General features: G+C 72.1%; 9 protein-coding genes. 7 read left to right on the top strand and 2 right to left on the bottom strand.

Going from position 1 to position 12234, the window contains the following annotated elements; translation table 11 throughout:
- The 3 genes from ku to ACME2J_RS20760 all read left to right on the top strand — a co-directional run.
- Positions 1–714: non-homologous end joining protein Ku (gene ku / locus ACME2J_RS20770; protein WP_495546859.1), on the top strand; the 714-nt coding region annotated here is incomplete at its 5' end.
- A 122-nt stretch (positions 715–836) separates the two neighbouring features.
- The gene (gene gltB, locus ACME2J_RS20765; RefSeq protein ID WP_495546858.1) at positions 837–5447 is read left to right on the top strand and encodes a glutamate synthase large subunit; all 4611 of its coding nucleotides are present in this window, start codon (positions 837–839) and stop codon (positions 5445–5447) included.
- A gap of 2 nt (positions 5448–5449) precedes the next feature.
- Complete coding sequence (locus ACME2J_RS20760) at positions 5450–7021, top strand: glutamate synthase subunit beta (RefSeq protein ID WP_495546857.1); 1572 nt, start codon at positions 5450–5452, stop codon at positions 7019–7021.
- Between the two features lie 37 nt (positions 7022–7058).
- On the opposite strand, the gene ACME2J_RS20755 is transcribed toward ACME2J_RS20760, so the two are convergent.
- Both ACME2J_RS20755 and ACME2J_RS20750 read right to left on the bottom strand, forming a co-directional pair.
- Positions 7059–8267 (bottom strand): sensor histidine kinase, encoded by a 1209-nt coding sequence (locus tag ACME2J_RS20755; protein WP_495546856.1) that lies wholly within the window; start codon positions 8265–8267, stop codon positions 7059–7061.
- Between the two features lie 3 nt (positions 8268–8270).
- Entirely contained in the window at positions 8271–8909 is a 639-nt protein-coding gene (locus ACME2J_RS20750) for a response regulator (RefSeq protein WP_495546855.1), read from the bottom strand.
- A gap of 320 nt (positions 8910–9229) precedes the next feature.
- Here ACME2J_RS20750 and ACME2J_RS20745 point away from each other — a divergent pair, with 320 nt between their 5' ends.
- From ACME2J_RS20745 to ACME2J_RS20730, 4 genes are all read left to right on the top strand, one after another.
- The gene (locus ACME2J_RS20745; RefSeq protein WP_495546854.1) at positions 9230–10234 is read left to right on the top strand and encodes a TerC/Alx family metal homeostasis membrane protein; all 1005 of its coding nucleotides are present in this window, start codon (positions 9230–9232) and stop codon (positions 10232–10234) included.
- 6 nt (positions 10235–10240) lie between these two features.
- Entirely contained in the window at positions 10241–10855 is a 615-nt protein-coding gene (locus ACME2J_RS20740; RefSeq protein ID WP_495546853.1) for a TetR/AcrR family transcriptional regulator, read from the top strand.
- A 109-nt stretch (positions 10856–10964) separates the two neighbouring features.
- On the top strand, positions 10965–11903 hold the full coding sequence (locus ACME2J_RS20735) for a hypothetical protein (protein WP_495546852.1): 939 nt from the start codon (positions 10965–10967) through the stop codon (positions 11901–11903).
- Between the two features lie 119 nt (positions 11904–12022).
- The coding region (locus ACME2J_RS20730) for a hypothetical protein (protein ID WP_495546851.1) at positions 12023–12234 on the top strand (212 nt) is incomplete at its 3' end.

Here is a 12234-nt window from a genome sequence, read left to right as displayed (position 1 = left end):
ATCGAGGACTTCGTCGAGCTCGACGAGATCGACCCGGTCTTCTACGACGCCGCCTACTACCTCGCACCGGGCACGGGAGGCGCGAAGCCCTACCGTCTCCTTCTCGAGGCGATGAAGGAGACGGGGCGCGTCGCGATCGCCCGCGTCGTCATCCGCACGAAGGAGACGCTCGTCGCGATCCGCCCGATGGGCGGAGGCGAGGTCCTCGGCCTGGAGACGATGGTCTTCCACGACGAGATCGTCGACCCCGGGACGCTCGACGAGGTGCCCGCGGCCGACGAGGTGACGACGACCGAGCGCGAGCTCGACGTGGCGAAGCAGCTCGTCGAGTCGCTCGCCGGGGACTGGGCGCCCGACCGCTACGAGGACACGTACCGCGCCCAGGTCCTCGACCTCATCGAGCGCAAGGCCGCCGGTGAGGAGATCTCGGTGGTCGAGACTCCCGAGGAGCCCGCCGAGGAGGTCCCGGACCTCATGGCGGCGCTCAAGGCCAGCCTCGACGCCGTGCGCTCCGAGGGCGACGGCGGCAAGAAGAAGACGGCCGCCCGCTCGCGCAAGGCGCCGTCCACCAGCGGCAAGAAGACGCCCGGAGGCTCGCGCGGTTCCGCGAAGAACGGGGCGGGCGGCACGGGGAAGGGGTCCTCCGCAGGGAAGAAGAAGGGAGGGGGCACCGGCGCGCCGTCGCGCTCCCGGGCCTCGAAGTCCTCGAGCTGAGTCGCAGACGGGCGTCGGTCGGAGGTCCCGCCAGGCCGCCTGGCGGGGTCGGATCGGCCCCTGCTCGGTACACTTCGCCGTTCCGCCTGCGGGCACACCCGTCCGTTCCGGGAGCCTCGAATATGACGACGCCACTTCAGCCCCCACAGGCCGAGGGCCTGTACCACCCGCGCTACGAGCACGACGCCTGCGGCGTCGCGATGGTCGCCCGCCTGGACGACACGCCGACCCACGAGGTCGTCGATCGCGCGCTCACGGCGCTCGAGAACCTCGAGCACCGCGGGGCCGCGGGGGCCGACGCGCGCACGGGCGACGGCGCCGGGATCCTCACGCAGATGCCCGACGCCTTCTTCCGGGGCGTCGTCCCGTTCGAGCTGCCGCCGCTCGGGCAGTACGGCGTCGCGGTGTGCTTCCTCCCGCGCGACGAGCAGCTCCGCCGGAAGGTCGAGGACCTCCTCGAGCTCAACGTGCGGGTCGAGGGCCAGCAGGTCCTCGGCTGGCGTGACGTCCCGATCGACGAGGACCACGTCGGCGACACGGCGAACGGGTCGCGCCCGACGATCCGCCAGCTCTTCGTCGCGGCGGGGCCCGGCTTCACCGCCGACCAGATGGCGTTCGAGCGCAAGCTCTACGTCATCCGCCGGATCGTCGAGCTCGCCGCCGGCCCGGACTTCTACGCGCCCTCGTTCTCCTCGCGGACCTGCGTCTACAAGGGGATGCTCATCTCCTACCAGGTGCGGTCCTTCTTCCCGGACCTCCAGGACGAGCGCTTCAAGAGCGCGCTCGCCCTCGTCCACTCGCGCTTCTCGACGAACACGTTCCCGAGCTGGGACCGCGCGCATCCCTACCGCGTCATCGCCCACAACGGCGAGATCAACACGCTCATGGGGAACATCAACTGGATGCGGGCGCGCGAGTCGCAGCTCGCGTCCGAGCTCTTCGGCGGCGACCTGCAGAAGGTGCTCCCGTGCGTCCGCCCCGACGGCTCGGACTCGGCGACGTTCGACAACGTCCTCGAGCTCCTCATGCTCTCGGGCCGCTCCCTGCCGCACGCGGCGATGATGATGATCCCGGAGGCCTACGCCGACCGGGACGACCTGCCCGAGTACCTCAAGGGCTTCTACGCCTACCACTCCTGCTTCATGGAGCCGTGGGACGGCCCCGCCGCCGTCTGCTTCACCGACGGCAAGGTCGTCGGCGCGACGCTCGACCGCAACGGCCTGCGTCCCGGCCGCTGGGCCGAGACGACCGACGGCCACGTCGTCCTCGGCTCCGAGGCCGGCATGCTCGGCATCCGCCCCGAGAACATCAAGCGCCTCGGCCGGCTCCAGCCGGGGAAGATCTTCCTCGTCGACCTCGAGCGCGGCCGCATCGTCGAGGACGAGGCCGTGAAGAAGGAGGTCGCGACCCAGCGGCCCTACGCGGACTGGTTCAAGGAGAACGTCGTCCACTTCGACGACCTCCCGGTCGTGGAGCCGACGAGCGAGCGTCCCGCGACGCTCCGTCCGCGCCAGATGGCCTTCGGCTACAGCCAGGAGGACCTCCGCGTCCTCCTCACGCCGATGGCGATGAAGGGCGAGGAGCCGATCGGCTCGATGGGCAACGACAACTCGCTGGCGGTCCTCTCCGACCAGCGCCCGCCGCTCTTCAGTTACTTCAAGCAGCTCTTCGCGCAGGTGACGAACCCGCCGATCGACCCGATCCGCGAGGCGATCGTCATGTCGCTCTCGACCGGCATCGGCGCGCACGGCAACCTCCTCGACGAGTCGCCGGGCCACGCGCGGCAGATCGCGCTCGACCAGCCGATCCTGCGCGACCAGGAGCTCGAGACGCTCCGCCAGATCGACGCGAGCGGCTTCCGCGCGCACACGATCGACATCACCTGGCCGGTCGCCGAGGGCGTCGCGGGGATGCAGGCGCGGCTCACGAACGCCTGCGACGAGGCGCACGACGCGATCGAGGCCGGCGTCAACGTCCTCATCCTCAGCGACCGTCGGATGTCGGCGGAGCGGGCGGCGATTCCGTCGCTGCTCGCGGTCGCGGCGGTCCACCACCACCTCGTCCGCGCGGGGACGCGCCTGAAGGCCGGGCTCGTCCTCGAGTCGGGCGAGCCTCGTGAGGTGCACCACTTCGCGACGCTCCTCGGCTACGGCGCGAACGCGATCAACCCGTACCTCATGTTCGAGACGCTCGGCGTCCTGCACGCCGAGGGCCTCCTCGGCGACGTCGCGCGCGAGCAGGCCGACAAGAACGTCGTGAAGGCGCTCGGGAAGGGCCTCCTCAAGACGATCTCGAAGATGGGGATCTCGACGATCCAGTCCTACACCGGCGCCCAGATCTTCGAGGCGGTCGGCCTCGACGAGAAGCTCGTCGAGCGGCACTTCGCCGGCACCGCGTCGCGGATCGGCGGCGTCGGCCTCGGCGTCCTCGCGCAGGAGGCGCTCGACCGTCACGACCGCGGGTACCCGAGGACCGCCGGCGTCGTCGTCGAGCCGGACGACGACGAGCGGCTGCCCGTCGGCGGCGTCTACGCGTGGCGTCGCGACGGCGAGCACCACCAGTGGAACCCCCAGACGATCTCGCTCCTCCAGCACGCCGTGCGCGCGCCGAGCGAGCAGAGCGCCGAGGAGAAGTACCGCGAGTACGCGGAGCTGGTGAACACCGACGCGGCCCGCAAGGCGACGCTGCGCGGCCTGCTCACGTTCCGGGCGGAGGGCGCCGAGGCGATCCCGCTCGACGAGGTCGAGCCCGCCAAGGAGATCGTGAAGCGCTTCGCGACGGGCGCGATGTCGCTCGGCTCGATCTCGACCGAGTCCCACGAGACGCTCGCGATCGCGATGAACCGCCTCGGCGGCAAGTCGAACACGGGTGAGGGCGGCGAGGATCCGCGCCGCTTCACGCAGGACGACAACGGCGACCTCCGTCGCTCGGCGATCAAGCAGGTCGCCTCCGGTCGCTTCGGCGTCACCGCGCACTACCTCGTCAACGCCGACCAGCTCCAGATCAAGATGGCGCAGGGGGCGAAGCCCGGTGAGGGCGGCCAGCTCCCGGGCCACAAGGTCGACAAGTACATCGGCTCGGTGCGGCACACCACGCCCGGCGTCGGCCTCATCAGCCCGCCTCCGCACCACGACATCTACTCCATCGAGGACCTCAAGCAGCTCATCTACGACCTGCGGTGCGCGAACCCGCGGGCCTCGGTGAGCGTGAAGCTCGTCGCCGAGGTCGGCGTGGGGACGGTCGCGGCCGGCGTCGCGAAGGCGAACGCCGACCACGTCGTCATCGCCGGCCATGACGGGGGCACGGGCGCTTCGCCGCTCAGCTCGATCGTGTCCGCCGGCGTCCCGTGGGAGATCGGTCTCGCCGAGACGCAGCAGACGCTCCTCCTCAACGACCTGCGGTCGCGGATCAACGTCCAGACCGACGGGCAGCTGAAGACGGGGCGCGACGTCGCCATCGCCGCGATGCTCGGAGCCGACGAGTTCGGCTTCTCCACCGCGCCGCTCATCGCGACCGGCTGCATCATGATGCGCGCCTGTCACCTCAACACGTGCCCGGTCGGCATCGCGACGCAGGACCCGGTCCTCCGGGAGCGCTTCGAGGGCGAGCCCGAGCACGTCGTGAACTTCTTCTTCTTCGTCGCCGAGGAGGTCCGCGGGATCATGGCCTCGCTCGGCATCCGGAAGTTCGAGGACCTCATCGGCCGCGCGGACCTCCTCCGCACGGACGAGGCGATCGACCACTGGAAGGCGCGCGGCGTCGACCTCACGCACCTCCTCCACCGGCCCGAGCTCCCCGAGGGGACGCCGCTGCGGCGGATCGAGGCGCCGCCGGAGGTCCTCTCCGACGCGCTCGACCACGAGCTCATCGCGCGCGCCGAGCCGGCGATCGAGCGCGGCGAGCCGGTCGAGATCGAGACGGAGGTCCGCAACGTCAACCGCTGCGTCGGCGGGATGCTCTCGTCGCGCATCGCGGAGACGCGAGGCGTCGAGGGGCTTCCTCCCGAGACCATCAAGGTCGAGTTCCGCGGCTCCGCGGGCCAGAGCTTCGGCGGCTGGCTCATGGCCGGCGTCGACTTCCGCCTCCACGGGGACGCGAACGACTACACCGGCAAGGGCCTCTCCGGCGGCACCCTGACGGTCATGCCGCCCGACGGCGCCACGTACGCCGCGGAGCAGAACGTGATCGTCGGGAACACGGTGCTCTACGGGGCGACCTCCGGCAAGGCGTTCTTCCGCGGCCTCGCCGGCGAGCGCTTCGGCGTCCGCAACTCGGGCGCGCAGGCCGTCATCGAGGGCGTCGGCGACCACGGCTGCGAGTACATGACCGGCGGCCGCGTCGTCGTGCTCGGCCCGACCGGCCGCAACTTCGCGGCGGGCATGAGCGGCGGCCTCGCGTTCGTCCTCGACGAGCTCGGCGGCTTCCGCCACCGCATCAACCCGGCGATGGCCGACCAGATCGAGCCGCTCGACGAGGCCGACCTCATCGAGGTCCGCTCGCTCGTCACCGAGCACGCCGAGCGCACGGGCTCGCCTGTCGCGCGGCGCGTCCTCGAGGAGTGGGCGACCCTCTCGAAGAAGTTCGTGAAGGTCTTCCCGACCGACTACAAGCGCGTCCTCGCGGAGCTCGCGGCGCAGGAGGCGGCGAACGCCGCGCCGACCGCGGACGAGTTCGCCGACGAGACGACAGGGCCGGTCGGGACGCCCGAGGTCCGCCACGGAGAGGGGGAGTAGCGATGGGTGAGCTCGGAGCCTTCCTGAAGATCGAGCGCTCGGCGCAGAGGTACGACGACGCCGAGCAGCGGCTCGAGAACTACAAGGAGTTCGTCGCGCCGCAGGAGATCGAGGCGGTCGCGCAGCAGGGCGCGCGCTGCATGGAGTGCGGCGTCCCGTTCTGCCACAACGGCTGCCCGCTCGGGAACCTCATCCCGGACTGGAACGACCTCGTCTACCGGGGCCGCATGGAGGAGGCGATCCGCCAGCTCCACGCGACGAACAACTTCCCGGAGTTCACGGGTCGTCTCTGCCCCGCCCCGTGCGAGGCCGCCTGCGTCCTCGAGATCCGCGAGGGCGACTCGGTGACGATCAAGCAGATCGAGCAGACGATCATCGACACCGCGTGGTCGAACGGCTGGGTCGTCCCCGAGCCGCCCGAGGTCGAGACCGGGCAGTCCGTCGCCGTCGTCGGCGCGGGCCCTGCGGGGCTCGCCGCCGCGCAGCAGCTCCGCCGGGACGGCCACACGGTCGTCCTCTTCGAGCGCGACGAGTCGCCCGGCGGCCTCATGCGCTTCGGCGTGCCGGACTTCAAGATCGAGAAGCGCGTCATCGAGCGCCGCGTCGAGCAGCTCGTCGCCGAGGGCGTCGAGCTCCGCTGCGGCGTCGACGTCGGCACCGACGTCACGGTCGACCAGCTGCGCGAGGAGTTCGACGCGGTCGTGCTCGCGATCGGCTCGCGCGTTCCTCGCGACCTCCCGGTGGAGGGGCGCGACCTCGAGGGGATCCACTTCGCGATGGACTACCTCTACGTCCGCAACCGCTGGGTCGCGGCGACGCAGCCGGAGCAGCCCGCGCCGCACGCCGCCGCGCCCGAGCCCGAGGCGATCACGGCGAAGGGCAAGCACGTCGTCGTCATCGGCGGCGGCGACACCGGCGCGGACTGCGTCGGGAACTCCCTCCGCGAGGGCGCTCTCTCCGTGACGCAGCTCGAGCTCCTCCCCGAGCCCCCGGTGAAGCGTCCCGACGACCGCACGCCGTGGCCGCTGTGGCCGCAGAAGTTCCGGCTCTCCTACGCGATGGAGGAGGCTCAGGCCGTCCACAAGGGCGAGCAGGACTTCTCCGTCACGACGACGCGGTTCGTCGGCGAGGGCGGCAAGGTGACGGCGCTCGAGATCGCGACGGCCGAGCCGGCGCCGCCGTTCGGCCCCGTCGAGGGCTCGCAGCGCGAGCTCCAGGCGGACCTCGTCCTCCTCGCGATGGGCTTCCTCCATCCCGAGCACGGGCTCGTCGACGGTCTCGGCCTCGAGAAGGACCAGCGCGGCAACGTGAAGGCCCCGGTCTACGCGACCTCGCAGGACGGCGTCTTCGTCGCCGGCGACGCGCGGCGCGGGCAGTCGCTCATCGTGTGGGCGATCAACGAGGGGCGCCAGGCGGCGCGGATGTGCGACCGCTACCTCCGCGAGCTCAGCCACAGCCCGGAGGGCGGCGGACCGCACCCGGGCGACGCCGACCAGGACGAGCGTCCCGACGCCGCCCCGCCGCTGCACGTCGGGCCCGGCCTCGGCGCCTCCTCGCCGCGGACCACCTCCTAGCCCGGATCCGCCGACTCTCGCGGCGCCTGGATCGAGGCTAGGCGACCCCCTCCGGGCCGCCGGCGCGCCGGCGGCCCGGAGGGTCCGGCGACCGGTCGTCGAGCGGCAGCCGCACGTCGACGCGGGCGCCCCTGCCAGGGGCGCTCGTGACGTCGAGCCGCCCTCCGAGCGCCTCGGCGCGCTCCGCGCACGACGCGAGCCCGACGTGTCCCGTCGCCGGGGCGGAGCGGACGGCCCCGGCGTCGATGCCGGCGCCGTCGTCGGCGACCGTGACGCGGACGGAGCCGTTCTCGCGGGCGACCTCGACGGAGGCGCGCGTGCCCCCGGAGTGGCGCACCGCGTTCGTCATGAGCTCGCGGGCGATCGCGAAGACGACCTCGGCGTGCGGCCCGGCGGCCGCCTCGTCGACGTCGACGGTCCACGAGAACCGTGACGCGCGCTCGGTGCTGCGCGCCGCGACCTCGCGCAGGGCCGCGTCGAGCCCGGCGTGGCGCAGGAGGTAAGGGTGGAGGTCGAACACCGCATCGCGGAGCTGGGCGACCGTGCGATCCACCCCCGTGCGGACGAGGTCGAGGTCGGGACGCGCGGCCCCGAGCGCCTGACGGGCCGCGAGCAGGTTCTGGATCGCCTCGTCGTGGAGGGCCTCCGCGAGCCGGCGCCGCTCCCGCTCCTCCGCCTCGATCGCGCGGGCGAGGAGGAGACCGCGCTCGGCGGAGAGGTCGCCGATGAGGCGCTGGCGGCGCTCGAGGACGGCGCTGACGAGGGTCGCGGCGAGCCCGACCCAGAGGAGGTAGACCGTGTTCGTCACCTGGAAGGCGAACCCGGGTGCGCGCGTCTCCGGGTAGCTGATCGTCGCCGCGAGGTAGCAGCAGACCGCGGCGAGCGAGGCGACCCCCGTCGCGCCCGGGCCGCCGAGGAGCGCCGCGGTGACCGGGACGACGAAGAAGCCGTAGCGGAGCTGGCTGAAGGGCCCGCCCGACGCGTAGGTGAGCAGCCCGAGGAGGAGCAGGTCGACCGGGAAGGTGACGCGCAGGCGGGGAGAGGAGTCCGTGAACGCCCGCCACGCGAGGACGAGCGCGTAGACGGCGCCGATCGCGAGGATGATGCGGAAGGTGACGTTGCGCGCGTCGGGATGGTCGATCGCGCGCTCCCCCACGAGGAACACGGGGACCGCCGCGAGGCGGACGACGGCGACGACGCGTGCCGGGTCGTCCCCGAGGCGCTCGAGTGCGAGCCGGCGCGGCATCCCTCACTCGAGGAGGCCGCGCCGCATCGCCTCCGCGACGGCGGCCGCGCGGTCGGACACGCCGAGCTTGTCGTACAGCGCCTGCAGGTGGCCCTTGACGGTCGCGGGGGAGAGGAAGAGCGCCTCGCCGATGTCCGGGGCGCTGCGGCCCTCCGCGACGAGGGCGAGGACCTCCCGCTCGCGCGGGGAGAGCGCGGGACGGTCGCCGCCCCGCGTGCGGATCTCCTGGGCGATGCCCGCCTGGATCTCGGGGGCGAGGACGGTCTCGCCGCGGGCGACGGCCTGGATCGTCGCCCGGACCTGCTCGCGGTCGGCGTCCTTCGAGAGGTACGCCTCGGCCCCGGCGGCGACGGCCTCGTAGGCGAGGGTCCCGTCGAGGAAGGCGCTGATGAGGACGACCTTCACGTCCGTCTCGTCGTGGCGCAGGATCGAGAGGATCTGGAGCCCGTCGTACTCGGGCAGCTTGAGGTCGAGGACGACGACGTCCGGTCGCAGGGAGCGGATGAGCTCGAGGGCCTCGCGGCCGTCCCCGGCCTCGCCGACGAGGTCGAAGTCCGGCTGCTCGCGGATCGTCCTCGCGAGCGCCTCGCGGAACAGGGGGTGGTCCTCGGCGACGAGGATGCGGATGCTCTCCGGCGTCACCGCACGATCGTACGCGTCCGTCCAGCGGCCGCGGAGCGGCACACGCGCCGGGGGGATCCGATCGGAGGGGGTCCGATCGGAGGGTTCGGAACGGGTCGCGATGACCGCCGTCCGCCCCATGGCGCGGGCACGCGCGGGGCGGCACGATACGAGTCGTGCGCTGACCCGACCAACGCCCCGGCGCGACGACCACGTCGCGCCGGGGCGGGGTTGTCGCCCGAGGGTGCCGTGTTCGTCCCCGCATCCTCGCGCCACGGCGCCGCCCGGTCCACGTGCGACCGTGGCCTCCCCGCAGCGCCCCGCCCCTTACCCTGTGACGAATGGATGCCGGATTCGCCCTCTGGGCTGGCCTCGCCGTCTTCGTCCTCGTCAGCCTGGCGGTCGACATGTTCCTCTTCGAGAGGAACCACCAGGTCGCGTCGATGCGGCGGTCCGTCGTGTTCAGCCTCGTCTGGCTCGTCATCGCGCTCCTCTTCGGCGTCGCGCTCATCGTCGCGGGCGAGTCGACGGCGGGGACCGAGTACCTCACCGGCTACGTCCTCGAGCGCTCGCTGTCGCTCGACAACGTCTTCGTCTTCGCGCTCATCTTCGGCGCGATGTCGGTGCCGACGCAGGTCCGGGCGACCGTGCTCGTCTGGGCGATCATCGGCGCGCTCGTCCTGCGGCTCATCTTCATCCTCGCGGGGGCCGCCCTCGTCGAGTCCTTCGACTGGGTCCTCTACGTCTTCGGCGCGATCCTGCTCTTCACCGGCATCCGGATGGCGGTCACCGAGGAGAACGAGGACGTCGATCCCGAGAAGATCCCCGGCACCGGCCTCGTTCGCCGCTTCGTCCCCGTGTCGTCGGGCTACCGGGGAGAGTCCCTCTTCGTGAAGGAGAACGGGATCCGGATGGCGACGCCCCTCCTCGTCGTCGTCGTCGCGGTCGCGACCGCCGACGTCATCTTCGCGGTCGACTCGATCCCGGCGATCTTCGGCATCACGACGGACGAGTTCGTCATCTTCGCGGCGAACGCCTTCGCGCTCCTCGGGCTCAGGGCGCTCTACCGGCTGCTCGACGGAGCCCAGGAGAAGTTCCACTACCTCCGGTTCGGGCTCGCCTTCCTCCTCGTCTTCATCGGGACGAAGATGCTCATCGAGGACCTCTGGCACATCCCGATCGGGCTCTCGCTCGGCGTCATCGTCGCGACGCTCGCGATCGCCGTCGCCGTCTCGCTCCTGCGGCCGCCGGCCCACGGTGAGGGCCCGACGCCGCGACCGCCCGACGAGCCGCCGGGCGCCGGCGGCGCGACGGCGGCCTCCGACATCGCGGGCGCGCGGCGCTAGGGGCCCGTGTCGACCGGCACTGACGCCCCCGGCGGGCGACGCGCGCGCACGAAGGCCGCCAACCGCGCGGCCATCCTCGAGGCCGCGACGGAGGTCTTCGCCGATCTCGGCTACGGCGCCGCGACGGTGCGCGACATCGTCCGGCGCACGGGGCTCGCGAGCGGGACCTTCTACAACTACTTCCCGGACAAGGAGGCGGTCCTCCGGGCGCTCCTCGACGACGTCGCCGTGGAGCTGCGCGCGCGCGTGCGGGAGGCGCGCGCCGGCACGACGACGGTCGAGGCGTTCATCGCGGAGGGCTTCCGCGCCTACTACCGGTTCTTCGCCGAGGACCGGAGGCTCTTCGCGGTCATGCGCCGCAACGCCGGGACGATCCGCTCGCTCTTCGACGAGCCGGCCCTCGGCGCCGGCCGCGAGGAGCTCGCCGAGGACATCCGGGCGGGGGTGGCGGCCGGGCTCTTCCCGTCCGATGTCGATGCGGAGACCCTGAGCGCCGCGATGGTGGGCGCCGGCTTCGAGGTCGCGGTCCGGATGCTCGACGGCGATCCGCCCGACGTGGAGGCCGCGGTCGACTTCATCACGCGCCTCTTCGTCGGCGGCGTCGCGGCGATGCAGGACTGACGTCGCACACCCCCCCCGGGACTCAAGCCCGGGGCCCGCGGTGCCGAGTACTCTCCAGGGTCCGGTCCGCGGTCCCGATCCACCACCAACAGGGGTTCAGCACACACTCATGCGTCGCATCGTCCTCTTCGCCGCGCTCGCGGCGACCACGATGCTCGCCGTCCCCACGGCGAGCCACGCCTTCGCGACCGGCATCGGCGACCAGCAGGCGTCGATGTTCGCCAGCCCGTTCTACGACGGGCTCAAGATGCGCCAGGTCCGCTACATCGTCTCCTACGACGTGATGAGCCACAAGCAGGAGCGCGCGGACGTCGACGCGTGGTTCGCGGCGGCGAAGACGAAGAGGGCGAAGGTCCTCGTCGCGTTCAACCACTCGCGTTTCGGCAACAAGAAGAAGGCCCCCTCGCTGAAGGCCTACCGCAAGGCCGTCTCCCGCTTCCACAAGAGGTACGGCAAGCGCGTGAGCGCCTACCAGCCGTGGAACGAGGTGAACGCCTGCCCCTCGCAGCCGAAGAAGCTCTGCAAGGGCTCGAGCGGCGCGAAGCTCGCCGCCGGCTACTACAAGCAGCTCCGCAGCGTGACGAAGGGCAAGAAGACGATCGTCGCGCTCGACCTCCTCGACACCGACTTCAAGGGCGCCGCGAAGTACATGCGCGACTTCGTCCGCCACTCGAAGCCCCTCAAGCCTCGCCTCTTCGGGCTCCACAACTACTCGGACACGAACCGCAACTCGATGAAGCGGACGAGCTACATCCTCAGGCGGATGCCGAAGGGGAGCAAGATGTGGCTCACGGAGACCGGCGGCCTCGCGCAGTTCGGCGGCTTCAAGTACGACCTGAAGCGCCAGGCGAAGTCCGTGAAGCAGATGTTCAAGATCGCGCGGAAGTACAAGAAGATCACGCGCGTCTACCTCTACAACTTCACCGGCTTCACGGTCTCCGACCAGCCGAACTCGAAGGGCAAGCGCCGCCCGTTCGACGCCGGTCTCGTCGGCCCGGACGGCCTCCCGCGCCCCGCCTACGACGTCGCCCGCAAGCGCGGGAAGTAGCCGCAGCGCACACGACCGCAGTGCAGCGGCCCTCCCGTCCGACGGAAGGGCCGCTGCCGTTCGTCCACCGGGGCGGCGTGAGACTCGGCGGGGGGCGCCCTCCGGTCGATGAGAGGGGCATGCATCGTCCCGGGGACGTCCACCACGCCGTGCGCGGCGCCCGAGCGGGACGCGTGCTCCATCCCGCCTGTCCCGAGGATCCCGCCGGCCTCGCCGCCCTCGAGCGGCGCCGCGGCCGCGGCGTGCGGCCCGGTGGCGCGGCCGCCGTCGCCGCCGCGTTCTCGCCGGGAGCTGCCGTCCCGACCGGCCGGCCGGCGCCCGGCGCGGCGTG

The organism is Paraconexibacter sp., from assembly GCF_059438195.1.
The sequence above is the reverse complement of the archived record's forward strand: the minus strand, read 5'-3'. Positions and strand labels throughout refer to the sequence as shown.

Bases quoted from the DNA above. Each gene is read 5' to 3' on its own strand.
- ACME2J_RS20735 (WP_495546852.1), top strand. From the start codon at position 10,965: ATGCGTCGCATCGTCCTCTTCGCCGCGCTCGCGGCGACCACGATGCTC.
- gltB (WP_495546858.1), top strand. From the start codon at position 837: ATGACGACGCCACTTCAGCCCCCACAGGCCGAGGGCCTGTACCACCCG.
- ACME2J_RS20755 (WP_495546856.1), bottom strand. From the start codon at position 8,267: ATGCCGCGCCGGCTCGCACTCGAGCGCCTCGGGGACGACCCGGCACGC.
- ACME2J_RS20760 (WP_495546857.1), top strand. From the start codon at position 5,450: ATGGGTGAGCTCGGAGCCTTCCTGAAGATCGAGCGCTCGGCGCAGAGG.
- ACME2J_RS20745 (WP_495546854.1), top strand. From the start codon at position 9,230: ATGGATGCCGGATTCGCCCTCTGGGCTGGCCTCGCCGTCTTCGTCCTC.